At 69.0% G+C, this 25,128-nt stretch carries 24 protein-coding genes; 12 read left to right on the forward strand and 12 right to left on the reverse strand.

Features of this window, described 5'->3' with window-relative positions; genetic code table 11:
- Window positions 1-3: 3 nt before the first annotated feature.
- The 5 genes from PGN16_RS04480 to PGN16_RS04500 all read left to right on the forward strand — a co-directional run bounded on the left by PGN16_RS04480 (window position 4) and on the right by PGN16_RS04500 (window position 7,290).
- Window positions 4-2,421 carry an ATP-binding protein gene (locus PGN16_RS04480; RefSeq protein ID WP_335308196.1) on the forward strand — a complete coding sequence of 806 codons (2,418 nt, stop codon included), beginning with the start codon at window positions 4-6 and terminating at the stop codon, window positions 2,419-2,421.
- A gap of 42 nt (window positions 2,422-2,463) precedes the next feature.
- Window positions 2,464-2,811 (forward strand): response regulator, encoded by a 348-nt coding sequence (locus tag PGN16_RS04485; RefSeq protein ID WP_335308197.1) that lies wholly within the window; start codon window positions 2,464-2,466, stop codon window positions 2,809-2,811.
- Between the two features lie 50 nt (window positions 2,812-2,861).
- On the forward strand, window positions 2,862-4,583 hold the full coding sequence (gene ilvD / locus PGN16_RS04490; RefSeq protein WP_335308198.1) for a dihydroxy-acid dehydratase: 1,722 nt from the start codon (window positions 2,862-2,864) through the stop codon (window positions 4,581-4,583).
- A gap of 158 nt (window positions 4,584-4,741) precedes the next feature.
- Window positions 4,742-6,115 carry an NAD(P)H-hydrate dehydratase gene (locus PGN16_RS04495; protein ID WP_335308199.1) on the forward strand — a complete coding sequence of 458 codons (1,374 nt, stop codon included), beginning with the start codon at window positions 4,742-4,744 and terminating at the stop codon, window positions 6,113-6,115.
- A complete protein-coding gene (locus tag PGN16_RS04500) occupies window positions 6,112-7,290 on the forward strand; it encodes a class I SAM-dependent RNA methyltransferase (protein WP_335308200.1) in 1,179 nt (392 codons plus the stop codon). The genes PGN16_RS04495 and PGN16_RS04500 overlap by 4 nt, the downstream gene beginning before the upstream one ends.
- Here PGN16_RS04500 and truA read toward each other — a convergent pair.
- Window positions 7,230-8,021 carry a tRNA pseudouridine(38-40) synthase TruA gene (gene truA / locus PGN16_RS04505; protein WP_335308201.1) on the reverse strand — a complete coding sequence of 264 codons (792 nt, stop codon included), beginning with the start codon at window positions 8,019-8,021 and terminating at the stop codon, window positions 7,230-7,232. The genes PGN16_RS04500 and truA overlap by 61 nt on opposite strands.
- Window positions 8,018-8,923, reverse strand: coding sequence for a methionyl-tRNA formyltransferase (gene fmt / locus PGN16_RS04510; protein WP_335308202.1), 906 nt, complete (start codon window positions 8,921-8,923; stop codon window positions 8,018-8,020). The genes truA and fmt overlap by 4 nt, the downstream gene beginning before the upstream one ends.
- 52 nt (window positions 8,924-8,975) lie before the next feature.
- Between fmt and recR the strand changes: the two genes are divergently transcribed.
- The 3 genes from recR (at window position 8,976) to PGN16_RS04525 (ending at window position 11,579) form a co-directional block, all read left to right on the forward strand.
- Window positions 8,976-9,572 carry a recombination mediator RecR gene (recR, locus tag PGN16_RS04515; protein ID WP_335308386.1) on the forward strand — a complete coding sequence of 199 codons (597 nt, stop codon included), beginning with the start codon at window positions 8,976-8,978 and terminating at the stop codon, window positions 9,570-9,572.
- Between the two features lie 31 nt (window positions 9,573-9,603).
- Complete coding sequence (gene def, locus PGN16_RS04520) at window positions 9,604-10,134, forward strand: peptide deformylase (RefSeq protein ID WP_335308203.1); 531 nt, start codon at window positions 9,604-9,606, stop codon at window positions 10,132-10,134.
- A gap of 65 nt (window positions 10,135-10,199) precedes the next feature.
- On the forward strand, window positions 10,200-11,579 hold the full coding sequence (locus PGN16_RS04525) for a DNA recombination protein RmuC (protein WP_335308204.1): 1,380 nt from the start codon (window positions 10,200-10,202) through the stop codon (window positions 11,577-11,579).
- A gap of 14 nt (window positions 11,580-11,593) precedes the next feature.
- On the opposite strand, the gene PGN16_RS04530 is transcribed toward PGN16_RS04525, so the two are convergent.
- The 8 genes from PGN16_RS04530 to PGN16_RS04565 are packed head-to-tail and all read right to left on the reverse strand — an operon-like array spanning window position 11,594 to window position 17,648.
- Window positions 11,594-12,508 carry a hypothetical protein gene (locus PGN16_RS04530; RefSeq protein ID WP_335308205.1) on the reverse strand — a complete coding sequence of 305 codons (915 nt, stop codon included), beginning with the start codon at window positions 12,506-12,508 and terminating at the stop codon, window positions 11,594-11,596.
- 59 nt (window positions 12,509-12,567) lie between these two features.
- Entirely contained in the window at window positions 12,568-13,365 is a 798-nt protein-coding gene (locus PGN16_RS04535) for a TrmH family RNA methyltransferase (protein ID WP_335308206.1), read from the reverse strand.
- A gap of 20 nt (window positions 13,366-13,385) precedes the next feature.
- Entirely contained in the window at window positions 13,386-13,655 is a 270-nt protein-coding gene (locus PGN16_RS04540) for an HPr family phosphocarrier protein (protein WP_335308207.1), read from the reverse strand.
- The gene (locus PGN16_RS04545; protein ID WP_028965961.1) at window positions 13,652-14,059 is read right to left on the reverse strand and encodes a PTS sugar transporter subunit IIA; all 408 of its coding nucleotides are present in this window, start codon (window positions 14,057-14,059) and stop codon (window positions 13,652-13,654) included. The genes PGN16_RS04540 and PGN16_RS04545 overlap by 4 nt, the downstream gene beginning before the upstream one ends.
- Window positions 14,060-14,088: 29 nt before the next feature.
- On the reverse strand, window positions 14,089-14,985 hold the full coding sequence (gene rapZ, locus PGN16_RS04550; RefSeq protein ID WP_335308208.1) for an RNase adapter RapZ: 897 nt from the start codon (window positions 14,983-14,985) through the stop codon (window positions 14,089-14,091).
- Window positions 14,982-15,413 (reverse strand): HPr kinase/phosphorylase, encoded by a 432-nt coding sequence (locus tag PGN16_RS04555; protein ID WP_335308209.1) that lies wholly within the window; start codon window positions 15,411-15,413, stop codon window positions 14,982-14,984. The genes rapZ and PGN16_RS04555 overlap by 4 nt, the downstream gene beginning before the upstream one ends.
- Window positions 15,410-16,975: a stimulus-sensing domain-containing protein gene (locus PGN16_RS04560; RefSeq protein WP_335308210.1), complete on the reverse strand. Its 1,566-nt coding sequence runs from the start codon at window positions 16,973-16,975 to the stop codon at window positions 15,410-15,412. The genes PGN16_RS04555 and PGN16_RS04560 overlap by 4 nt, the downstream gene beginning before the upstream one ends.
- Window positions 16,944-17,648 carry a response regulator transcription factor gene (locus PGN16_RS04565; protein ID WP_335308211.1) on the reverse strand — a complete coding sequence of 235 codons (705 nt, stop codon included), beginning with the start codon at window positions 17,646-17,648 and terminating at the stop codon, window positions 16,944-16,946. The genes PGN16_RS04560 and PGN16_RS04565 overlap by 32 nt, the downstream gene beginning before the upstream one ends.
- A 169-nt stretch (window positions 17,649-17,817) precedes the next feature.
- Here PGN16_RS04565 and PGN16_RS04570 point away from each other — a divergent pair, with 169 nt between their 5' ends.
- The 4 genes from PGN16_RS04570 to PGN16_RS04585 all read left to right on the forward strand — a co-directional run bounded on the left by PGN16_RS04570 (window position 17,818) and on the right by PGN16_RS04585 (window position 23,303).
- The gene (locus PGN16_RS04570) at window positions 17,818-19,428 is read left to right on the forward strand and encodes a phosphoenolpyruvate carboxykinase (protein WP_335308212.1); all 1,611 of its coding nucleotides are present in this window, start codon (window positions 17,818-17,820) and stop codon (window positions 19,426-19,428) included.
- 290 nt (window positions 19,429-19,718) lie between these two features.
- Complete coding sequence (gene guaB, locus PGN16_RS04575; RefSeq protein ID WP_184032563.1) at window positions 19,719-21,176, forward strand: IMP dehydrogenase; 1,458 nt, start codon at window positions 19,719-19,721, stop codon at window positions 21,174-21,176.
- A 417-nt stretch (window positions 21,177-21,593) separates the two neighbouring features.
- Window positions 21,594-22,745 carry an RsmB/NOP family class I SAM-dependent RNA methyltransferase gene (locus tag PGN16_RS04580; protein WP_335308213.1) on the forward strand — a complete coding sequence of 384 codons (1,152 nt, stop codon included), beginning with the start codon at window positions 21,594-21,596 and terminating at the stop codon, window positions 22,743-22,745.
- A gap of 33 nt (window positions 22,746-22,778) precedes the next feature.
- Window positions 22,779-23,303: a tetratricopeptide repeat protein gene (locus PGN16_RS04585; RefSeq protein ID WP_335308214.1), complete on the forward strand. Its 525-nt coding sequence runs from the start codon at window positions 22,779-22,781 to the stop codon at window positions 23,301-23,303.
- A 4-nt stretch (window positions 23,304-23,307) separates the two neighbouring features.
- Here PGN16_RS04585 and rsmA read toward each other — a convergent pair whose 3' ends face one another.
- Both rsmA and pdxA read right to left on the reverse strand, forming a co-directional pair.
- Complete coding sequence (rsmA, locus tag PGN16_RS04590) at window positions 23,308-24,129, reverse strand: 16S rRNA (adenine(1518)-N(6)/adenine(1519)-N(6))-dimethyltransferase RsmA (RefSeq protein ID WP_335308215.1); 822 nt, start codon at window positions 24,127-24,129, stop codon at window positions 23,308-23,310.
- A complete protein-coding gene (pdxA, locus tag PGN16_RS04595; RefSeq protein ID WP_335308216.1) occupies window positions 24,126-25,127 on the reverse strand; it encodes a 4-hydroxythreonine-4-phosphate dehydrogenase PdxA in 1,002 nt (333 codons plus the stop codon). Before pdxA ends, rsmA begins: the two co-directional genes overlap by 4 nt.
- Window position 25,128: the final 1 nt, after the last annotated feature.

The following is a 25,128-nucleotide window of genomic DNA, read 5'->3' on the forward strand; positions in this document are numbered from 1 at the left end:
GTGATGCGGCTCGCCACGATCGAGAGGAAACGCCGGTGGCTCGACGGCGGAGTCGCCGCACTGGCGATCGCCGGGATCGCCGGGTTGGCCGCGGCCGCGCTGATCCTGTGGCTGGTCGGCGATGCGACGGTCGCGGGCGGCTTCCTCGCGGCGGCGCTGGTGCTGGCGGGCGTGGGCGCCGCGATCGTGCGGATGCGACGGGCGGGCCGGGAGCCGGTCTCGATCAGCTATGACTGGGAATTGCTGCGCGTCATGGCGGAGTCGAGCCCCGATGGCGTGGCGATCACCGATCGCAGTGGGCGGCTGGTGTGCGCGAACGATCATTACGAACAATTGTTCGCCGGCTTTCCGACCCCGCCGTCGCTGCCGCTGGCGGGTGACGGCGCGGGGGAACTGGAAGTCGCCGGGCGCACCGCATGGCGCGACGGGCAGGCGCGCGTCACGCTGAAGGGCAATGTCGGCGCGATCGAGGCGACGATCACCCGCGCCGGGCAGCAGCAGGACGTGCTGGTCTGGCGCTTCGCGGGGCGGACCGTCTCGCCGGGGCTGCCGGCGCGGCTGATGGAGGCGCTCGACGGCCTGCTCGGCGCACAACTCGGCGCGGCGGGGGTGATGGCGGCGCTCATCACGGCCGAGGGCTATGTCATTTCCACCAATGCGGTGCTCAAGACCCGTGCAGCGTCATCGCCCGATCAACCGATCATCGGCGAGGATCTCGCGCGCTTTCTGGCGGAGGATCAGGCCGGGCTGGTGCGCTTCGTCTCGGAAGGCGCGGCGGCCAATCCGTTGCGGCTGGTGCAGATACCGCTCGCCGACGATCCGGAAGCGCCGATCCTGGTCGCGCTGGTCGACAGCGAGCCGCCGCTTGGCGGTGGGTCGGGCGATGGTATTGAGGCATTGCTGATGCTGATGCCGTTCGGCGTCGCGCTGGTCGATCGCGAAGGACGCTTCCTCCAGATGAACAGCGCCTTCGCGCGCGCCGCGAACGTCGATGCCACCGCGCCGCCGATCTATCCGGGCGATCTGGTCGTCCGCGAGGACAAGACCGCGGTCGCCGATGCGATCCGTCGCTTCGCCAGTACTGCGGCGCGCTCGACCGATCTCGCGGTGCGGCTGAAGGATCATCCCGACGAGCCGGTCGCCCTGTCGATCGCCGCGGCGCGCGGGTTGGGGGACGCGGTCGTCCTGCTCAGCCTGAAGGACAATGGCGAGGAGAACCGGCTGAAACGCGAGGTCGCACAGGCGACCAAGATGCAGGCCGTCGGCCAGCTCGCCGGCGGTGTTGCGCACGATTTCAACAACATCCTCACCGCGATCATCGGCCATTGCGACCTGATGCTGATGCGGCACTCGCCAGGCGACAGCGATTACGACGACATTCTGCAGATTCGCAACAATTCCAACCGCGCCGCCAGCCTGACGCGCCAGTTGCTCGCTTTCTCGCGCCAGCAGACGTTGCGTCCGCAGGTGTTGCAGCTTCCGGACGTCGTTTCCGAAGTCTCCAACCTGCTTCGCCGGCTGATGGGCGAGACGGTGACGATGGAGGTCAAGCATGGCCGCGATCTGGGGCCGGTGCGCGCCGATCCCGGGCAGCTGGAGCAGGTCGTCGTCAATCTCGCTGTCAACGCACGCGACGCGATGCTCAGCACCGGTAACAGCGGCAAGCTGACGATCCAGACGCGATCGGTGCCGATCGCCGAAATCCGCCGTCGTGGCGACATCATCCCGACCGGCGACTATACCGCGCTGGAAATCTCCGACACCGGCACCGGCATCCCGCCCGACGTGCTGCCCAAGATCTTCGAGCCGTTCTTCACCACCAAGGAGGTCGGCAAGGGCACCGGGCTGGGCCTGTCGACCGTCTACGGCATCGTCAAGCAATCGGGCGGGTTCATCTTCGCCGATTCGCGCCCGGGGCAGGGCGCCACCTTCACCATCTATCTACCCGTCCACACCGCCGGGGTCACCGATGCGGTCACCGCCGCGGCGCAGGCCAAGCAGGCGGCCCGCCATCGCTCGGGCGATCTGTGGGGTAGCGGCACCATCCTGTTGGTGGAGGATGAGGACATGGTCCGCGCGGTCGCGGAACGCGCACTGGCGCGGCAGGGCTATACCGTGCTCGCCGCGGAGAATGGCGAAGCGGCGATGGAGCTGATGCAGGGAGTCGATCGGCCGGCGCTGGTCATCTCCGACGTGATGATGCCGCTGATGGATGGGCCCACGCTCGCGCGGCAGCTCCGGAAAATTCACCCCGACATCCCGATCCTGTTCATGTCGGGCTATGCCGAGGAACAGTTGCGCCGGTCGATCGACCTCGACAATGTCGCCTTTCTTCCCAAGCCCTTCTCGGTACAGCAGCTCGCCGAGGCGACCCGCGACGTGCTCGTCGCACAGGAGGAGGCGTCGCGCACCGACGCGTGAGAGCGGTTGCGCCTCTGCGTAAGCGCGCTATGGCGTATCGCCATGACGATGCGTGTGCTTTTGGTCGAAGACGAACCGTTGATCGCGATGATGCTCGAGGACTTCCTGGACGCGCTCGACAAGAAACACGCCGGCACTGCCGACAGCGTTGCCTCCGCACTGCCGCTGGTCGAGGCGGGCGGTTTCGACGCCGCGATCCTCGACGTCAATTTGCGCGGCGGCGAGAAGAGCTTCGCGATCGCCGACGCCCTTGCCGAGCGCAACATCCCGTTCGTTTTCGCGACCGGCGGCGGTGGCGAGGAGATCGCGCCGACGCACCGCGAACGCCCGCGCCTCGCCAAGCCGTTCACGATCGATGGGGTCGACAAGGCGCTTAGCGAACTCGGCTGACGCATTATACTTGCGCAACGCCCGCCTTCGGCGACATAGGCGTGCGCGATATGACCCAGACCTTTGACAAGTCCCGCCTGCCGAGCCGCCATGTGTCGGTCGGCCCCGAACGCGCGCCCCATCGCAGCTATTATTATGCGATGGGCCTCACCGAAGAGGAGATCGCACGCCCGTTCGTCGCGCTCGCCTCGGCGGGCAACGACAGCGCGCCGTGCAACACCACCCTCAACGATCAGGCCGATGCGGCGCGCCGCGGCGTGGAGCAGGGCGGGGGGATGCCACGCCGCTTCAACACGATCACCGTCACCGACGGAATCGCGATGGGGCACCAGGGGATGAAATCGTCGCTGGTCAGCCGCGAGGTGATCGCCGATTCGGTCGAACTGTCGGTACGCGGCCATTGCTATGACGCGCTCGTCGGCTTCGCTGGCTGCGACAAGTCGTTGCCCGGCATGATGATGGCCATGCTGCGGCTCAACATCCCGTCGATCTTCGTCTACGGCGGCTCGATCCTCCCCGGCCGCTTCCACGATCGCGACGTCACCGTCGTCGACGTCTTCGAGGTGGTCGGCAAATATGCCGCCGGCACCTGCCCCTTGTCCGAGGTTCATGAGCTGGAAAAGGTCGCCTGTCCCGGCCACGGCGCATGTGGCGGGCAGTTCACCGCCAACACCATGGCCTGCGTCGGCGAGGCGATCGGCCTGTCGCTCCCGAACAGCAACATGGTCCCCGCGCCCTATACGACCCGCGAACAGATCGCGGTGGCGGCCGGCGCGCAGGTGATGGAGCTGGTCGCGCGCAACCTGCGCCCGCGCGACATCTGCACGCGCAGCGCTTTCATCAACGCCGCGCGTGTCGTGGCCGCGACCGGCGGTTCGACCAACGCCGCGCTGCATCTGCCGGCGATGGCGAGCGAGGCCGGGATCGATTTCGACCTGTTCGACGTCGCTGAGGCATTTAAATCAACGCCTTACATCGCCGACCTGAAGCCAGGCGGTAAGTACGTCGCCAAGGACATGTACGAGGCCGGCGGCGTCTACATGCTGATGAAGACGATGCTGGCGGGCGGACTGCTCGATGGCGATTGCCTGACCGTCACCGGCAAGACGCTGGGCGAGAACATCGACCAGGTGACCTGGAACCCCGACCAGAAGGTCATCTACGACGTCTCCACCCCGATCACCCCGACCGGCGGCGTCGTCGGCCTGCGCGGCTCGCTCGCCCCCGATGGAGCGATCGTGAAGGTCGCGGGGATGAACCGCCTCCAGTTCGAGGGGCCGGCGCGCTGCTTCGACTGCGAGGAGGACGCCTTCGCCGCGGTCGAGGCGCGCTCGATCGCCGAGGGTGAGGTCATCATCATCCGCTATGAAGGGCCGAAGGGTGGGCCGGGGATGCGCGAAATGCTCTCCACCACCGCCGCGCTCTACGGCCTGGGTCTCGGCGAAAAGGTGGCGCTCATCACCGACGGGCGCTTCTCGGGCGGCACGCGCGGCTTCTGCATCGGCCATGTCGGCCCGGAGGCCGCCGAGGGCGGGCCGATCGCCTTGGTCGAGGACGGCGACCCGATCCGCATCGACGCGGAGGTGGGAACGATCGACCTGCTCGTCGACCAAGCAACTCTCACCGAACGCCGCGGGCGCTGGCAGGCACGCCAGAACGATTATGGCGCGGGCGCGTTGTGGCGATATGCGCAGAATGTCGGTCCCGCGTACAAGGGCGCGGTGACTCATCCCGGCGCGAAGGCGGAGCGGCACGTCTACGCCGACATCTGAGGCACTTTCGTCCTTGCGAGCGGGCGAAGCAATCGGAGGCGTCCTGATCCGGCTCTGGATTGCGTCGCTACGCTCGCAATGACGATATTTGTTTCATCCCGACGACCCTCGCTAACGAACCACTTCACTCCGCTGTCGCCAGCGGGTAGGCGGCGGTGATGATCCCGATCGCCGGAACCCCCGTGCTCACCGCCGCTCAGATGCGCGCGGCGGAAGATGCCGCCATCGCCACTGGCACGAGTGTCGATACGCTGATGCAGCGGGCCGGAGCCGGCGTTGCCGATGCCGTCCGGCGGCTTGCCGGCGTCAATGAAGTGCTGATCGTGTGTGGCCCCGGCAACAACGGCGGCGATGGGTATGTCGCCGCCGCCCGGCTCCACGCCGCCGGGCGCAAGGTCCGCGTCGCCGCCGCCGCCGAACCCCGCAGTCCGGCGGCGATCGCCGCCCGTGCGCTGTGGACCGGCCCGGTCGAACCGCTCGCCACCGCCGCTCCCGCACCGGTGCTGGTCGATGCACTGTTCGGCACCGGCCTGTCGCGCGCGCTCGACGCCGACATAGAAGTGGCGCTCAAGGCATTGGCTAAGCACGCAAATCTCGCCATCGCGGTCGACGTGCCGAGCGGGGTCGGCACCGACGATGGCGCGCTGTTGGGGGAGGTCCCGACGTTCCACGTAACGCTCGCGCTTGGTGCGGTGAAGCCGGCGCTCCTGCTCCAGCCGGCCGCCGCGCGATGTGGGGCGGTGCGCGTGGTTCCAATCGGGGTCGCGGTCGACAGCGACACGCATGTCCTCGCGCCACCCGATCTGAGCGCCCCTGCGGTCGACGCACACAAATTCACCCGCGGCATGGTCGCGGTCGTTCGCGGCCGCATGGCAGGCGCTGCGCAACTCGCGGCACAGGCGGCGATGCATTCGGGGGCGGGTTATGTCGAACTGCTCGGCGCGACCATCCCCGGCGCGCCGCACGCGCTCGTCCGTCGCCGCTGCGACGACGCCGCGCTCGCCGACCAGCGGATCGGCGCGCTGCTCATCGGCCCCGGGCTCGGCCGCGACGACGAAGCGCGTGCCCTCCTCGATCAGGCACTTGCCACCGATCACCCGCTCATCGTCGATGGCGAGGCGCTCCACCTCGTCTCGCCCGATCGCCTGCGCGCGCGCGCCGCGCCATCGATCCTGACCCCCCATGCCGGCGAGTTCGCGGCGTTGTTCGGCAAGCCGGCGGGCAGCAAGCTCGCCGCCGCGCGCCAGGCGGCCGCGCGCGCCGGCGCAATCGTCGTCTTCAAGGGACCCGATACCGTCATTGCCGCGCCGGACGGACGCGCGATGCTGGCGGGGGAGGCGAGTTCCTGGCTCTCGACGGCGGGCTCCGGCGACGTGCTGGCGGGCGCGATCGCGGCGATGCTGGCGGGCGGGCGCGCACCGCTGGGTGCCGCGGCGGCCGGCGTGTGGCTGCACGCGGAGGCCGCACGGCGGCTCGGCCCGGCCTTCATCGCCGACGAACTCGCCCGCGCTCTGGCGGGAGCGCGGGCATGAGCGTGATCGTCCGGGTCGCGGCGCGGGGCGAGGGCGTCACCGCCGATGGCCGGCATGTCGCGCTCGCGGCGCCCGGCGACACGATCGCCGATGACGGCGCGATCCTGCCCGGCCCGCATCATATCAATCCGCCGTGCCGCCATTATCCCGAATGCGGCGGGTGCCAGCTCCAGCATCTCGACGACGCGAGCTGGTCCGCGTTCATCACCGATCGCATCGCATCCGCGCTTTCTGCCCAGGGCGTCAGCGCGCCGATCCGCCCTCCCGCGCTGTCGCCGCCGCGCACGCGCCGCCGGGCCTCGCTGCATGTCGAGCCATCAGGCCGCATCGGCTTCACCGGGGAGCGCAGCCACCAGATCGTCGATCTTCACGAATGCCATGTGCTCGCGCCCGCGTTGTTCGCTTTGGTCCGCCCGCTCAAGCGCTTGCTCCCGACGTTCAAGGCCAAACGTCGTCTCGACGTGCATCTGACGCTGGCCGATCAGGGGGTCGACGTGCTCGTCAAAGGCGTCGCGCCCGAGGGCCTCGCCCATCATGACGCACTCACCGCCTTCGCGCAGGCGAACGGCGTTGCGCGGATCGCATTCGACGACGGCATGGGGCCGGAAGTCCGGTGGGAGCCCGAGCCGGTGACGATCACGCTGGGCGGCGTGCCGGTCCCGCTGCCGCCGGCTGCCTTCCTCCAGGCGACCGTCGAGGGCGAGGCCGCGCTGGTCGGCGCCGCACGCGAGGCGGTGCAGGGGGCGCGGATCGTCGCCGATCTCTTCGCCGGGCTCGGCACGTTCGCGCTGTCGATGGGCGGGCGGGTCTATGCCGCCGAGGGCGCGCGCGACGCGATCATGGCCCTGAAGGCTGCAGCCGGCCGGGCGCAGCGGCCGGTGTTCACCGAGCATCGCGACCTGTTCCGCCGTCCGCTCACCACCGCCGAGCTAAATCGTTTCGACGCGATCGTCCTTGACCCGCCACGCCCGGGCGCTCGGGAACAGGTGCTGCAACTCGCCGCCTCGACGGTCACGACTATCGCCTATATCTCGTGCAATCCCAGCAGCTTCGCACGCGATGCTCAGGAATTGTGCAAGGCTGGCTACACACTCGACTGGGTCCAGCCGGTCGGTCAGTTCCGCTGGTCGACCCATGTCGAGCTGGCGTCGCGCTTCAGCCGGTCGCCGGGATAGGACGCCTTCACGAAGAACAACCCGTCGGGCGGCGCATTCAGCCCGAGCCGCCCGCGATCCGCAGCGTGGAGGGCGTCGGCGAGGTCGCGCTTCGACCACCGCCCCATCCCGACCAGCGCGAGACAGCCGACCATCGATCGCACTTGATGGTGGAGGAAGGACCGCGCCTCGACGCGTGCCGTCACCCGCTCCCCCTCGCGGCTCACCTCGAACCAGTCGATCGACTTCACCGGGCTCGCCGACTGGCAATGCGCCGAGCGGAAGGTGGTATAGTCATGCTGCCCGACCAGCGACTGCGCTGCCTCGTGCATCTTTCCTGCGTCGAGCGGCTGGGGAATTTGCCAAGCCAGTCCCTTTTCGAAGGTCAGCGGGCTGCGCCGATTGACGATGCGATATTCATAAGACCGCGCAAGGCACGAAAAACGCGCGTGAAAATCCTCCGGGACCTCGACGCAGGCGAGGACCGCGACCGGCGCCGGCCGCAGCCGCGCGTTGAGCGCCTCGCCCAGCCGGAATGCGCCGATCGGCTTGGCGATATCGAGATGCGCGCGCATTCCGATCCCGTGCACCCCGGCGTCGGTGCGCCCCGCGCAATGCACCACCGCCGCCTCGCCGGTCACCGCCAGCGCTGCGTCCTCGATCGCCTGTTGCACGCTGGGGCCATGCGCCTGCCGCTGCCAGCCCATGAACGGCCGCCCGTCGAATTCGACGGTCAGCGCATAGCGCGTCACAGCCGGGTACCGACCGGAATGGCGAACCCGCGCAACAATTCCGCGACGCTCATCACCCCGCGTCCGGCGCGCTGCACCCGCATCGGGCGGACCGCGCCGCTGCCACAGGCAATCGTCAATTCGTCGTCGAGCACCGTGCCCGGCGCGCCGCCTTTCGTGACGACGCCGGCCTCCAGCACCTTCACCCGCTCGCCTGCATGTTCGAAGAACGCGCCCGGCACCGGACAAAAGGCCGCGACCTGCCGCACCACCTGCGTCGCATCCGCGCCGAACTCGATCCGTGCTTCTTCCTTGCGGATCTTTTCGGCGTAGGTGACGCCGTCCTGCGGCTGTGGCACCGGCGGATACCTGTCGGGATCGCGCAAGACCTGCGCCATCAATCGCGCGCCCATTTCGGACAACTCGTCCGTCAGTTGCCCCGCGTTCTTGCCACCGATGGAGGTTCGCCCCTCCAGCCGCACCGGTCCGGTATCGAGCCCGGTTTCCATCTGCATGATCCCGACTCCGGTTTCGGCATCGCCGGCCAGGATCGCACGCTGCACCGGCGCTGCTCCACGCCAACGCGGCAGGAGCGATCCGTGGACGTTCAGACATCCGAGCCGCGGTGCTTCCAGCACGGTACGCGGCAAAATCAGCCCATAAGCCGCGACGACCGCAACATCGGCCCCATGCGCGACGAACGCCGCCTGCGCGTCCGCGTCCCGCAACGTCACCGGCGTCAGCACCGGCACGCCCAGTTCCTCGGCCCGGATATGCACCGGCGAGCGCACCAGTTCACGTCCGCGCCGCCCGCCTGGTCGTGGCGGCTGGCTGTACGCCGCGACCACATCGTGTCCGTCCGCAACCAGCGCTTCCAGCGTCGGCACCGCGAACGCCGGAGTTCCCATGAAGATGATCCGCATCGCTCCTCTCGACACGCTGGCGGCGCGCCGCGCAACCCCCTATCTGTTCCGCATGGCATCCCCTGAGATCGAGGCGCTGACGAGCGCGCTGGCGCGACTCCCCGGTTTCGGCCCGCGCTCGGCGCGGCGCGCGGTGCTCCATCTGCTCAAGCGCCGCGAGGCATCGCTCGCGCCACTGCGTGCCGCGTTGACAGCGGTGGAGGAGCGGCTCGCAACCTGCGGAATTTGCGGCAATGTCGACACCAGCGACCCGTGCCAGATCTGCGCCGATCCGCGCCGCGATCCCCGCAGTCTTTGCGTGGTGGAGGACGTCAGCGACCTATGGGCGCTGGAACGCGGCCGCCTGTTTCCCGGCCGCTTCCATGTGCTTGGTGGACGGTTGTCGGCCCTCGAAGGCGTCCGTCCCGAGGACCTTGCGATCGAAGGGCTGATCGCACGGGTCGCCGGTGGCGCGGTCGACGAGGTCGTGCTGGCGATGAACGCGACGCTCGAAGGCCAGACCACCGCGCATTATCTCGCCGAGCGGCTGGAGCGTTATCCGGTCCGGCTCACGCAGCTTGCGCATGGCTTGCCGGTCGGCGGCGAGCTTGATTATCTCGACGAGGGCACGCTGGCGCAGGCGCTGCGCGCACGTCGCCCGGTCGCTTGACGGGCCGGCGACGCGCTTCTAGCCCCGCGCTATGGCCATTCTCCCGATCGTAGAAGTCCCCGACGCGCGCCTGCGCGAGACCGCAGAACCCGTTTCGGAGGTGAACGACACCGTCCGCGCGATCGTTACCGACATGTTCGACACCATGTACGACGCGCATGGCATCGGGCTGGCGGCGGTGCAGGTCGGCATCATGCAGCGGATCGTCGTCATCGACCTGCAGGAGCGGGAGCTGGAGGAAGGCGAGCCACGCGAGGCCGCGCGCGACCCGCAGGCCTTCATCAACCCGGAAATCACGTGGCTTAGCGAGGAAACCTCCAGCTACAACGAAGGCTGCCTGTCGATCCCAGAGCAATATGCCGAGGTCACGCGCCCGACGCGCTGCCGCGTGACGTGGCTCGACACCGAGGGCGCGCGACAGGAGGCCGAGTTCGATGGACTAATGTCGACATGTATGCAGCATGAGATCGACCATCTGAACGGCGTGCTGTTCATCGACCATATCTCTCGGCTGAAGCGCGGGATGCTGCTCAAGAAGCTCGACAAGCTGCGCCGCGGCTGACCGCGCTAGGCGAGGGCGCCAATTAACGGTTGTCCCCGGCGCATCGTTCGATCTATGTTCCGGGCATGATCGACTATATCCTCGTCGCGCTGGTCGCGCTCGCGCTCGGTGCGTTGCTCGGCTGGCTCGCCGGCAAGCGCGAGGCGGACGGCTACCGCCGCGAGCGTGATGGGCAGGCCGAACAGTTCAAGCGCGCGATTACCGATCTTGCCGGCGCCGAGGAGCGCGCCCGCGCCGCCGAGACGCTTCGTACCGAACTGACGCAGGTGCGCGACGAGCGCGAGGCCGCGCGGTTGCAGGTCTCGCGGCTGGAGGCGGAAGGTCGCGCCGCCGAGCAGCGCATCGCCGACCTGCGTGCCGCCGCCGACGAGATGAGCCTGCGCTTTCGCGAGGTCGCGCAGAACGCGCTGGGGGAAGCGCAGAAGCAGTTTCTCGAACGCGCCGAGGCGCGCTTCCGCCAGGCCGAGGAGCAGTCGGGGCAGGGGCTCCGCGCCTTGCTCCAGCCGGTCAACGATCGCCTGCTTCGTTATGAGGAAGGCGTGGCAAAGATCGAGGCCGAACGTCGCGACGCCTTCGGTGAACTCAAGGGCCAGATCGAGGCGATGCGCGTCGGGCAGGAGCGCGTTTCCGGCGAGGCGGCCAAGCTGGTCAACGCGCTCCGCAACGCCCCCAAGGCGCGGGGGCGCTGGGGCGAGCAGCAGCTCCGCAACGTCCTCGAATCGTGCGGGCTCGCCGAGCACACCGACTTCCGCATGGAGGTGAGCGTCACCGGCGAGGAGGGCGCGCGGCTCCGCCCCGACGCGATCGTCCGCGTGCCCGGTGGCAAGTCGCTGATCGTCGACGCCAAGGTGTCGCTCAACGCCTATCAGGACGCCTTCGGCGCGGTCGACGAGGCCGAGCGGCAACTGGGGCTCGCCGCGCACGCCGCCTCGATGCGCGCGCACGTCAACGCGCTCGGCGCCAAGGCCTATTGGACGCAGTTCGACGACGCGCCCGAATATGTCGTGATGTTCGTCCCCGGCGAGCATTTCCTCTCCGCCGCGCTCGAACATGACGCCGGGCTGTGGGATTATGCCTTCGAGCGCCGCGTGCTGCTCGCCACGCCGACCAACCTGATCGCGATCGCGCGGACCGTCTCGGCGGTGTGGCGGCAGGAGAAGCTGGCGCGCGAGGCGCAGGAGATCGGCGCGCTCGGCAAGGAACTCTATCAGCGGCTCGCGGTGATGGGCGGGCATGTCGCGCGGCTCGGCAAGAACCTTGATACCGCGATGGGCGCGTACAACAGCTTCGTCGGCAGCCTGGAGAGCCAGGTGCTGACCAGCGCGCGCCGCTTCGAGACGCTCAACATCGACACCGGCAACAAGACGCTCGACCCGCTTCCGGTCGGCGAGCAGGCCGCACGCCCGCTGACGAAATTGGTCGCGGTGGAGGATGCGGCGGAATAGCGGCGGCGCGGCAGCTATCGCGTCTTTTTCGGCGCTGAGCCGGAGGTTCGTTGCACCCAGAAGAAGCCGTCGAACTCCGGTACTGCCTTCTCGCGCGGCAGCGCACCGATGTGCATGGATCGCGGCTGATGCACATCGGGCCGATCGCGAAGAGCGGAGTTGCCACATTGAATGGCATTGGGTGGCAGCGGACGGCCGACTTCGTAATGGACGTTGGGCTTGGTCGAGCAATTCCAGCTGGTGCCGCCGGACGATCGCAAGTTCAGGCTGATCGTCGGCCCTGATCGCGCGAGATGGCTGGCCATCGGTTCGAACCGTCCGCCGCCTTCGTTGAGCGCGCGACGGCTGGCGTGGAAGTTGCCGACCAGCACGATCACCAGATCATATTCTTCCTGCGCCGCGGCAGTACGGATGTTCTCGGCCTGCGCCGCCTCATGCGGCCCCTGTGAAGGCAGGTGGGCCCAGCGCTTTTCCTGCGCTTCATCGCGCATCCCGTTGAAGGCGGTAACGGAAATCGGCGCGCCTCGGGTCTTTTGACGATGGAGACGCACGAGCATGTCGAACATCGCCTGGCTATGGGTGCCATCGTCGGTCGGTGTCCATGCGGTGCGAAGCAGGGCGTCGGCGAAGCTCTCGTCGGGCAGCGCCCACGCTTTACGCAACGCCGCATCATCGGTGACTGGATGTTCGATCGCCAGCAGCACGCGTTTGCCGCGAGCGGCCAGCGCGCAGACGACATCCGACACGAACGCCGGAGCCTCGCGGGTTCCATGTTGCTCGCCGAACACGACGTATCGGGGACGTGTGTGTTCCACTTCGTCCCAGCCCGGCGGCATCTGGCAATCTACGGTCGAGGTTCCGGTCGCAGCCGCAGTTGCCGAGCTTCCGACGGGCGCGAGGGTGAGCAGCAGGAGCGGTAGAATCGACATGGCACGATTGTATCGCAACCAAGATCGTTACGTAAGCTGAACGACCGGACGCACTCCCCTCACCGGTGCCGCGCCAGCACCTCATAGGCCATCACCGCCGTCGCCACCGCCGCATTCAGGCTATCCGCCTTGCCCAGCATCGGCATCTTCACCAGCAAATCGCACTCGGCCTCATATTCCTCCGGCAGCCCCTGTGCCTCGTTGCCGGTCAGCAGGAAGGTCGGCGCGGCATAGGGCGCGTCGCGATAGCCGTTGTCGGTCTGCAAACTCAGCCCGACCAATTGCCCCGGCCCCTCGCGCAGCCACGCCAGGAACTCGGGCCAGATCACCCGCACGATCGGTACCGTGAACAGCGCCCCCATGCTCGCGCGCACCGCCTCGGTCGAGAACGGATCGACGCACTCATCGATGAGGATCAGCGCGCCCGCGCCGACCGCATCGCCGGTGCGCAGGATCGTGCCGAGATTGCCCGGATCGCGCAGCCGCTCCGCCACCAGCCAGATCGGCGCGGCACTGCGGTCCAGCTCGCCCAGCGTTGTCTCGAACGTGTCGAAGACGCCGACCACCGCCTGCGGATTGTCCTTGCCCGACAGTTTGGAAAGGATGTCGGGCGTCGTCTCGACAGCCTCGCCGTAATCCGCCTCGACCGCGTCGATCAGCGCGCGGACCAGCGGATGGCCGGCGCTTGCCGCGGCGAAGAACAGGATGCGCGGGATCCGCCCGGTCTCGCGCGCCTCGGTCAGGATGCGCAGCCCCTCGGCGAGGAAAAGCCCTTCCTCGCGGCGGTGCCGCTTGTCGCGCAACGCCTGCACGCGCTTGACCAGCGGATTGGAGAAGGAGGTAATGACCTTGGGCATGAGGAAGGGCCGGCGGAGGATCAGTCCTCGCCGAACTTGCCCTCGACCAGCGCGCACATCGTGTCGACCACGCCCTCGGCCTGCTCGCCCTCGGCCGAGATGGTGATGTGATCGCCCTTGGCGGCGCCGAGCATCATCAGCCCCATGATCGACGTCCCGATCACCTCCGAATCGCCCTTGGCGACCTTCACCGGCGCGGGCTGACCACTGGCGAGCGTCACGAACTTGGCACTGGCGCGCGCATGCAGCCCGCGGCGATTGGTGACCTCGACCGTGCGAGACACCGTCATGCCGCGGCCTCGCCCAGCACCTCGGATGCGACCGAGATATACTTGCGCCCCGCCTCGCGCGCGGCGGCGACCGCTGCGACAACGGTCATCGCCTTGCGCGCCGACTCCAGCCGGATCAGCATCGGCAGGTTGATCCCCGCGATCACCTCAACGCGGCCGCGCTCCATCAGCGAGATCGCGAGATTGGAGGGCGTGCCGCCGAACAGGTCGGTCAGCACGATCACGCCGCGGCCTTCGTCGACCTCGGCAATCGCGGCGGCGATGTCGGCGCGGCGTGCCTCCATATCATCCTCCGGCCCGATCGCGACCGTGCGCACCTGCCGCTGCGGGCCGACGACATGCTCCATCGCGACCACGAATTCATCGGCGAGCCGCCCGTGGGTGACGAGCACCAAACCGATCACTGGCCCCGACATTTGCTTCGACAATCCGTTCATTGACCCTGTGGGCGTCCCTCGAGCGCATCCTGCGGGGCCGCCGCAAGGTCCCGATGCACGATGGTGGGGCATAATCCCGCGTCGCGCAACCGTCCAGCCACGCGCTCCGCGACATGGACCGAGCGGTGCTTGCCGCCGGTGCAACCGAACGCCACCGTGACGTAGGGCTTTCCCTCGGCCCGGTACCGCGGCAGCAGCAGCAGCAGCAAATCCTCGATCTTGCCCACCGCTTCCTCATACGCCGGATCGGCGGCGATATAGGCCGCCACCGCCGGATCCTGTCCCGTATGGGGACGCAGCGCCGGGTCCCAATGCGGGTTCCGCAGGAAGCGCATGTCGAACACCATGTCGACTCCTGCCGGGATGCCGCGCGCGAAACCGAACGATTCGATCGTCAGCGTGGTGCCGACCCCGGTGTCGCGCGCGAACGCCTCGCGGACCTGCTGCGCCAGCGTGTTGGCCTTGAATGTCGTCGTGTCGATCAGCCGGTTGGCGCGCTCGCGCAGCGGCGCGAGCAGGCGCCGCTCGCGCTGGATACCCTCCACCGCGGGGCGATCGTCGGCGAGCGGGTGGCGGCGGCGCGTCTCGGCGAAACGCCGCGTCAGCTCCTCGCCCGAACAGTCGAGGAACAGCAGCCCGACATTGTCGCCGCGCTGGCGCAATTCCTCGAAGCGGCGCAGCGCGGTATCGGCGTCGAAGTTGCGCGTTCGCGTTCCGAAGCCGATCGCCAGCGGGCGAGGGGCCTCGTCGGGGTCGACGGGCGGTGCGACGACACGCGGCAACAGCGACAACGGCACGTTGTCGATCGTCTCCCAACCGAGATCCTCCAGCGTTTTCAGCACGGTGGAGACACCCGCCCCGGCCATGCCGGTCACCAGCAGCACTTCGTTCATCGCTCGGCCTCTCTGACAGGCGGTTGTTCTGCGAGCGCCCATTCCACCTTGATCGGAGCGGACGGCCAGCGCGGATCGATCACGACTTCGGGAACGGCGACGCCGTCGAGCATGATGGCGCGCGGTTCGGGCATCCGCTCGTCCTCGCTGGCGAGCACCACCGACAGCGCGACCGGCACCGCCGTGCACGCCGGGCGCGCGACGATCCCGATCCCGCGCACCTCCATCCGCCCGGCGATCGTGGCGGGGGAGCGCGCGATCAGCACGCCATCCTCCTGTGAAAGCACGGTATAGTCATCGGCGACCAGAACGGCCCCGCGGTCGATCAGTCGCATCGCCAGATCGCTTTTGCCCGCACCCGACGGCCCGGTCAGCAGCACGCCGCGCGCGCCGATCGCGACGCAGGTCGCATGGATCGTCACGGTCACGCGCGCGTCGCCAGCGGCAGCCGCACCACGAAGCGCGCGCCGCTCAGCCGGTCCTCGCGCGATTCGACCCCGATCTCGCCCTGGTGCGCCTCGACGATCGTCCGCGCGATCGCCAGTCCCAGCCCGGAATGCTGTCCGAATGTCTCCTGCGACGGCCGCACCGAGTGGAAGCGCCGGAAGATCGCCTCACGCGCTTCCTCCGGCACGCCCGGCCCCTCGTCCTCGACCCAGACCTCCAGCATTGAGCGGTCGCGCCGCGCCGCGATCGTCACGGTGCCGCCTTCGGGCGAGAAGGAAATCGCATTGTCGATCAGATTGGCGAACACCCGCTCCAGCCGCGCGCCTTCGCCGGCCACGACCAGATCGTCGTCGAGCGGATCGAAGCGCACGCGCACGTCATGCGCCGGCCCGCGCGCCTCGCGCTCGCCGACCATCGCTGCCAACATCGCCGCGACATCGACCGGTTCGAAGGTCGCGCGGCTCAATTGCGCGTCGAGCCGCGACGCCTCGGAAATGTCGCTGATCAGCCGGTCGAGCCGGTGAACGTCGTCGTTGACGATCGCCAGCAGCTTGGCCCGCAACGCCGGGTCCTCGACCCGACCCAACGCGTCGGTCGCCGAGCGGAGCGAGGCGAGCGGGTTCTTCAGTTCGTGCGTCACGTCGGCGGCAAACGCCTCGGTCGCGTCGATCCGTGCACGCAGCGCCAGCGTCATGTCGGACAGCGCGCGTGCCAGCATCCCGATCTCGTCGCGCCGCTCGGGCAGCCGCGGCACCGTCACCTCGCGCGCGCGCCCCAGCCGCACGCGCACCGCCGCGCGGGCGAGCAGCCGGAGCGGCACGACGATCGTCCGCGCCAGGAACAGCGACAGCCCGATCGAGATCGCGCTCGCCACCAGCACCACCACGCTCAACCGATAGCGCTCGGCGCGCACCCGCTCGGTGACGTCGCGTGCATTGACCGCGGTCAGCAGCGCCAGATCGCGACCGAGCGGCGCGGCGGCGGTGATGACCGGCGTGCGGTCCGGCGCGCGCCACAGGTGTTGTGCGCTGGCCGCGCCCGTGAAGACCGCGCGCACATCGGGCCAGCGCCGGCCGTCGCGCTGCTCGCGATAACCGGGGGCGAGCGGGGCGCGGACGATCCGGTCGATCGCGGCGTCCAGCCAGCGCGCGCTGCGCCGTGCGAGCGGGTCGTCGTCGGGATCGTCGAGCCGGAAATTGGCGACGCCCAGCGCGCGACTGTCGGCAAGCAAGGTACCGCCGCGATCGTACAGTCGGACGCGCGTACCAGTTTCGCGCGCCAGTTGCGCGATTGTCGTGTTCCGCCGCGCCGGCGCGATCGGCGCGAGCGCCTCGGCCATCAACCGCACCTCACGCGCGGCCTGGGTCGAGCGCTGGTCGAGGATACGGCTGCGGAACGATTCAAGATAGAAGAACCCGCCCGCCAGCAACAGCAGCGCGAGCACGTTGACCGCGAGGATACGCGGCGTGAGCGAGACCTTGCCCGACCACGCCCGCGCCTGCTCAGCGGCGTCACTCCTCCGAAAAGCGGTAGCCGGCGCCATAGAGCGTCTCGATCGAGTCGAAGGCGGGGTCGGCTTCGCGGAACTTGCGGCGCACGCGCTTGATGTGGCTGTCGATGGTGCGGTCGTCGACGTAGATGTCGTCCTGGTAGGCCGCGTCCATCAACTGGTTGCGCGTCTTCACGATCCCGGGCCGCTGCGCCAGCGTTTCGAGGATCAGGAATTCGGTGACGGTCAGCGTAACGGGCTTGCCGTCCCACGTCACGCGGTGCCGCGCCGGGTCCATCACCAGCCGCCCGCGCTCGATCGGGCCCTGCGTCTCGGCCTCGCCCTCCGCGCCCGCCTGCGCCGGCTCGGTACGGCGCAGGATCGCGCGGATGCGCGCGATCAGCAGCCGCTGGCTGAACGGCTTGGCGATATAATCGTCCGCGCCCATCGCCAGCCCCAGCGCCTCGTCCAGCTCGTCGTCCTTGCTGGTCAGGAAGATCACCGGCAGCCGGCTCTTCTCGCGCAATCGCCGCAGCAGCTCCAGCCCGTCCATCTTCGGCATCTTGATGTCGAAGATCGCGAGGTCGGGCGGATTGTCGGTCAGCGCCTTCAGCGCCGCCTCGCCGTCCGAATACAGCCGGGTCATGAACCCCTCGGCCTGCAGCGCAATCGACACCGAGGTCAGGATGTTGCGATCGTCGTCGACCAGCGCGATCGTGGCGGTCATGGATTGGTCCCGTGCATCAGAAGGGCAGGGGGTAAGCCAAAGCGCCGCCGCGCTCAACAAGAACGACGCATGGCTGTCATGTGTTTAACATGTTTGACGCCAGCGTTCGGGCGGCGTATTTCGCCGTCATCGAACGCGCCCCTGAAGGCGCCCATTGGAGGACGGACCTTTGAGCCATCGCATTCCCGACGCCGGGCTGGAGACGCAGGGCATCGAAACCCGCGCCACGCTGCACTGGAACCTCGTCACCGCCCGCCTGACCGAGGCCGCGGTCGCGCGCAGCGAGGGCAAGCTCTCCGCCGACGGCCCGCTGGTCGTCGAAACCGGCGCGCACACCGGCCGCTCGGCGCAGGACAAGTTCATCGTCCGCGATGCCGAGACCGAATCGACCGTCTGGTGGGGCAAGTCGAACAAGGCGATGGAGCCGGCGCATTTCGCCGCGCTCAAGGCCGACTTCCTCGCCGCGCTCGGCGCGAAGAGCGACCTGTTCGTGCAGGACCTGTACGGCGGGTCGCAGCCGTCGCACCGCGTCCGCGTCCGCGTCATCAACGAGCTGGCGTGGCACAATCTGTTCATCCGCACGATGCTGGTCCGCCCCGAGGAGAAGGACCTCAAGGGCTTCGTCCCCGATTACACGATCATCGACCTGCCCAGCTTCCGCGCCGATCCCGCGCACCACGGCTGCCGCAGCGAGACGGTGATCGCGGTCAACATGACCGAAAAGCTGATCCTGATCGGCGGCACGCGCTATGCCGGCGAGATGAAGAAGTCGGTGTTCGGCATCCTCAACTATCTGCTCCCGCCGACCGGCGTGATGCCGATGCACTGCTCGGCGAACATGGGCGCGGACGGGCGGACCGCGGTGTTCTTCGGCCTGTCGGGCACCGGCAAGACCACGTTGTCCGCCGATCCCAAGCGCACGCTGATCGGTGACGACGAGCACGGCTGGTCCGACGATGCGGTCTTCAATTTCGAGGGCGGCTGCTACGCCAAGATGATCCGCCTCTCGCCCGAGGCCGAGCCGGAGATCTTCGCCACCACCAAGCGCTTCGGCACCGTGCTCGAAAACGTCGTGATGGACGAGGTGACGCGCCAACTCGACCTCGACGACAACAGCCTCGCCGAGAACAGCCGGGGCGCCTATCCGATCGACTTCATCCCGAATGCGTCGAAGGAAAATATGGGCGGCACGCCGCGCAGCATCGTGATGCTGACCGCCGACGCGTACGGCATCCTGCCCCCGATCGCCAAGCTGACCCCGGATCAGGCGATGTACCACTTCCTGTCGGGCTATACCGCGCGCGTCGCGGGCACCGAGATCGGCGTGACCGAGCCCGACGCGACCTTCTCGACCTGCTTCGGCGCGCCGTTCATGCCGCGCCACCCGTCGGTCTACGGCAATCTGCTCAAGGAGCGGATCGCGAAGGGCGGGGTCGATTGCTGGCTGGTCAACACCGGCTGGACCGGCGGCAAGTACGGCACGGGACACCGGATGCCGATCAAGGCGACCCGCGCGCTGCTGAACGCCGCGCTCGACGGCAGCCTGAACGATGTCGAATTCCGCACCGATCCCAATTTCGGGTTCAAGGTGCCGGTGGCGGTGCCCGGAGTCGACAGCGCGATCCTCGATCCGCGCGCGACCTGGGCCGACAAGGCCGACTATGACGCTACCGCGGCAAAGCTGGTCGACCTGTTCAACGACAATTTCGCGCAATTCGCCGAACACGTCGACCAGGGCGTCCGCGAGGCCGCGCCCAAGGCGGTAAAGGCCGACGCCTGACCGCCAACCGTCATTGCGAGCGGAGCGAAGCAATCCAGAGCGTCCGGGCTGTGGCCCTGGATTGCTTCGCTACGCTCGCAATGACGAACAACGTACCCCCAAGCTTCGCCGTCACCCCGGACTTGATCCGGGGTCCCGCTTCCTATCCAACGCGGAGGAAGCGGGACCCCGGCGCAAGGCCGGGGTGACGACAATGATCGGGGCAGCGGATGCGGGCAGGGTACTAGCCGTCCGCCCCCGATGCGGTTACATGGCGCGCCACTTCCTCACCCCACAGGATTCGGCGTTCCATGAACATCCGCCTCGGCCTTACCTTCGACGACGTGCTGCTCGTGCCGGCGGAGTCGAGCGTGCTCCCCGGCGAGGCCGATACGCGGACGCAGGTGACGCGCGGCATCTCGCTCAACATCCCCGTCCTCTCCTCGGCGATGGACACCGTCACCGAGGCCGACATGGCGATCGTCATGGCGCAGCTCGGCGGGATGGGCGTGCTCCACCGCAACCTGACCGTCGACGAACAGGTCGCGGCGGTGCGGCAGGTCAAGCGCTTCGAGAGCGGGATGGTCGTCAACCCGATCACGATCGCGCCGCAGGCGACACTCGCGCAGGCGCAGGCGCTGATGGCCGCGCACCGGATCAGCGGCATCCCGGTGGTGGAGAGCGACGGCAAGCTGGTAGGCATCCTCACCAACCGCGACGTGCGCTTCGCCGAGAACCCCAACCAGCCGGTCGCCGAGCTGATGACGCGCGAGAACCTCGTCACCGTCTCGACCGGCGTGGCGAAGGAAGAGGCGCGCCGCCTGCTCCATCAGCGCCGCATCGAGAAGCTGCTGGTCGTCGACGACGCCTATCGCTGCGTCGGGCTCATCACCGTCAAGGACATCGAGAAGGCGGTCATGTACCCCGAGGCGACCAAGGACGCCGCCGGCCGGCTGCGCGTCGCCGCCGCCACCACGGTCGGCGACAAGGGCTTCGGCCGTACCGAGGCGCTGGTCGACGCCGAATGCGACCTGATCGTCATCGACACCGCGCACGGCCACAACAGCGAGGTCGCGCGCGCGGTCGAGCGCGTCAAGAAGCTGTCGAACGCGGTGCAGGTAGTCGCCGGTAACGTCGCCACCGGTGAGGCGACCCGCGCGCTGATCGACGCGGGCGCGGACGGGATCAAGGTCGGAATCGGCCCGGGCTCGATCTGCACTACGCGCGTCGTCGCGGGCGTCGGCGTGCCGCAGCTGACCGCGGTGATGGACTGCGCCGAGGCGGCGGCCAAGGCCGGCGTGCCGGTGATCGCCGACGGCGGGCTGCGCACCTCGGGCGATCTCGCCAAGGCGCTGGCGGCGGGCGCCTCGACCTGCATGGTCGGCTCGCTGCTCGCCGGGACGGAGGAAGCGCCGGGCGAAACCTTCCTGTATCAGGGGCGTGCGTACAAATCCTACCGCGGCATGGGCAGTGTCGGCGCGATGGGCCGCGGCTCGGCCGACCGCTATTTCCAGGGCGAGGTCCGCGACCAGCTCAAGCTGGTGCCCGAGGGGATCGAGGGGCAGGTGCCCTACAAGGGCCCGGCGCGCGACGTGATCCACCAGCTCGTCGGCGGCATCAAGGCGGCGATGGGCTATACCGGTTCGGCGACGATCAAGGATCTTCAGGCGCGCGCGCAGTTCGTCCAGATCACCGGCGCGGGGCTCAAGGAAAGCCACGTCCACGACGTGACGATCACCCGCGAGGCGCCGAATTATCCGACCCGCTGACGCGCCGACACCTGCGCCGCTGTCCTACGCGGCGCGGGTCTGGCAAAAGCAGGGGATGACGCTCGCTCAAGCCTGCCGGCGGAATTTGGGTGGTCAACGGTCCCACCACCGCCCCATACCCGTCATCCCGGCGAACGCCGGGATCCCGCTTCTTCTTCTTCGGCGGGCGAACACAGGGTCGGTGTCGTGCGGGGGTGCCGACGTTCACGCGACGGACGTCACCATTCACCGTCACCCCGGCGAAGGCCGGGGTCCAGTGACGGAGCGATTGGGAGCGCCACGGAGCGCCTCCCAGCTGGACCCCGGCCTGCGCCGGGGTGACGAAAGAAGTAGGGAAAGCGCCTCATCGCCAACCCGCCAGCGTCTCAACATTCGCAACATTCGCGTCCATCCGCCTCTCACCCCGAAAGCGCCACGATGACCCCCGCCGCCCGCACGCAAGCCGCGATCGACCTGCTCGACGCGATCGTCACCGCCGCGCGCGAGGGCGGGGCGGCGGCCGACACATTGATCTCGCGCTATTTCGCGCAGCGCCGCTACGCAGGCTCCAAGGATCGCCGTGCGGTGCGCGAGCTGGTCTACGCCGCGATCCGCCGGCTCGGCGAGCGCCCCGCCGACGGCCGCGCCGCCATGCTCGCGCTCGCCGCGACCGACCCGGCGCTCGCCGCGACCTTCGACGGCTCCACCCACGGTCCCGCACCGATCGGCGACGAAGCGCCCGCCGCCGAGGGCCTCCACCCGCGCTGGCTCGGCGAGCGCCTCGCCGCCACCGGGCTGGACGAAGCCGAGCAGCAAGCCCTGATCGACCGCGCGCCGCTCGACGTTCGCCTCCACCCCGACCACGCCGACCTCGAGCTTCCCGATGCCGCGCCCATCCCCGGCCTGCCGCTCGCGCGCCGGCTCCCCGCCGGCAGCGACATCGCCGCCTACGCCGGCAAGCTCGAGGTGCAGGACGCCGGGAGCCAGACGGTGACGCAGGCTGCCGCTATCACACCGGGGATGACCGTGCTCGATCTCTGCGCTGGGGCAGGCGGCAAGAGCCTCGCGATGGCCGCCGACATGGCCAACGAGGGCCGGATCATCGCCAGCGATGTCGACCGCGCGCGGCTGTCGCGGCTCGCCCCCCGCGCCGAGAAAGCCGGCGCGACGATCATCGAGACCCGGCTGCTCGACCCCAACCGCGAAGCCGAAGCGCTGGCGGACGTGCAGGCCGACGTCGTGCTGATCGACGCGCCCTGCTCGGGGACCGGCACGTGGCGGCGCAACCCCGAGGCGCGCTGGCGGCTCACCCCGGCGCGGCTCGACCGGCTGATCGAGACGCAGCGCCACGTCCTGTCGGTCGGGGCGGGCGCGGTGAAGCCCGGCGGTGCGCTGGTCTACATCGTCTGCTCGCTGCTCGACGGGGAGGGCGCGGCGCAGGTCGACGCGTTCCTCGCCGCGCACCCCGGCTGGCACGCCGAGCCGCTGACGCTGCCGTTCGGCCGCGCGCATCACGCCGGCACCCGCCTGACCCCCGCGCATGACGGCACCGACGGTTTTTTCGTCGCACGGCTGCGGGCGCCATGCTAACCGGGCCGGATCGTGTCGAAGCTGGAGCCGTTCATGCGTTTCACCGCCATTGCCATGGCCGCCTCGCTGGCGCTGGTGTCGATCTCCACCGCGCTCCACGGGCAGCGGCCTGACGACCAGATCGACGCGCGCAGCATGGCCTTGTTGCAACAGGGCAAGGCAGCGCGCGCGGCGGGCAATCTCGACGGCGCGACCGACCTGCTCGAAACCGCGGTGACCGTCGACCCGCGCAACCGTCAGGCGTTCGTGGCTTTGGCCGGAGTGGCCGAGGCCCGCGGGCTGCCGGGCAAGGCGATCCGCCTCTATCGCGAGGCGCTGTTGCTCGAACCCAATGACGTCAATGCCTTGGCCGGGCAGGGCGAGGCGATGGTCGCCAAGGGCGCGGTCGAGCGCGCGCGGCAGAATCTCGCCAAGGTGCGTTCGCTGTGCAAGGGCGCGTGCCCGCAGGCGACGACGCTCGCCGCCGTGATCGCCAAGGGGCCGCCGATCACCACGGCGCAGGTCGGCGCGAACACCACCACCGCGGCAACGGGCGCAGCACCGACGTCGGACGATTGAGGCGTTAACTCAACCGTCTGGCGACGGCGACGAACTCCGCGACGCTCACCGTTTCCGCGCGCCGTGTCGCGTCGATCCCCTCGGCCTCCAGCGCCTCCAGCGCCCCGGGCACGCCGCGTAACGACTGGCGCAACATCTTGCGCCGCTGCCCGAACGCTGCGGCGGTCACCCGCTCCAGCGCCGACAGCGCCACGCCGTCCGGTGCGTCGGTGGGGGTGATGTGGACCACCGCCGACATCACCTTGGGCGGCGGGGTGAAGGCCGAGCGGTGGACCGGCATCGCGATCTTCGCGGCCGATCGCCACTGAGCCAGCACCGCCAGTCGTCCATAAGCATCGCCGCCGACCGGCGCGACAATCCGCTCCGCCACCTCGCGCTGGAACATAAGCGTCAGAGATTGCCACCACGGGAACCATTCGGCGGACAGCCAGCCGATCAGCAACGCGGTCCCGACGTTATAGGGCAGATTGGAGACGATATGCGGCGCGCCCTCGAACAGCGTGCGCGCATCGATCTCGGTTGCATCACCTTCGATCACGCGCAGCTTGCCTGGATAGGCCGCCTCCAGCTCGGCGAGCGCCGGAATGCACCGCCGGTCGCGCTCGATCGCCGTCACCCGCGCACCTTGCGCCAGCAGCGCCCGCGTCAGCCCGCCGGGCCCGGGGCCGATCTCCAGCACCTCGGCGTCGGTCAGGTCGCCCGGAATACGCGCGATCCGGCTCAGCAATTGCGCGTCGAACAGGAAGTTCTGTCCCAGCGCCTTGGACGCCGACAGTCCATGCCGCGCGATCACTTCGCGCAGCGGCGGCAGGTCCGGCGCGGTCATGCGAGGGCGGCGGTACGGCTGCGGTGCGTGGCGGCGTGATCGGCCATCAGGATCGCCGCGATCGTCGCGCCGGGATGCGCCTGGTCCTTGCCCGCAATCCCGAACGCGGTGCCATGGTCGGGTGAGGTGCGGACGATCGGCAGCCCCAGCGTCATGTTGACACCATCGTCGAAGAACAAGGTCTTCAACGGTACCAGTGCCTGATCATGATAGGGGCAAAGCGCGACATCGTAATGCGCACGCGCCCGCTCGTGGAACATCGTGTCCGCCGCCAGCGGCCCGCGCACATCGATCCCCTCGGCGCGCAGCAACTCGATCGCCGGGCGCATCACGTCGATTTCCTCACGCCCCAGCGCGCCATCCTCGCCCGCGTGTGGATTGAGCCCGGCGAAGGCGAGTCGCGGGCGCTCGATCCCGAAATTGCGCACCATCGCCCGTGCGGTCACCCGCGCCTTGGCCAGCATCAGGTCGATCGTCAGCAAGGCAGGCACGTCGGCCAGCGCGACATGCGTCGTCATCGGCACGACGCGCAGCCCCGGTCCGGCCAGCATCATCACCGCATTGTCTCTGGAAATGCCACATCGCTCGGCGACGAACTCCGTTTGTCCGGGATAGGTGAAGCCGATCTTATACAATTGCGCTTTCGATACCGGGCCGGTCACCAATGCCCGTCCCGCGCCAGACCGCACCAGCCCGGTCGCCAATTCCAGCGCGCGGACGGCGCAGCGGGCGCCATCCGGGTCCGGCAAGCCGGGGACGATGTCGCCGGCATCTTCCACGGTCAGGACGGGCAGCGCGTCCGGGAACACCTCTGCGACCGCGTTCAAGTCGGAGACCGGCGCGACCGGGCCATTCCAAACCCGTGCGATCGAACGGCGATCGCCCACCGCGACAAAAGGCGGCAGCCCACGTTCGACGCGCGCGTCCCATGCCTTCGCGATCGTCTCGGGACCGATCCCGGCAGGATCGCCCATCGAAATGACGATCGGCCCGGGCATC

The sequence above is a fragment of the Sphingomonas phyllosphaerae genome, from assembly GCF_036946485.1.
GTDB classification, from domain to species: Bacteria; Pseudomonadota; Alphaproteobacteria; order Sphingomonadales; family Sphingomonadaceae; genus Sphingomonas; species Sphingomonas phyllosphaerae_E.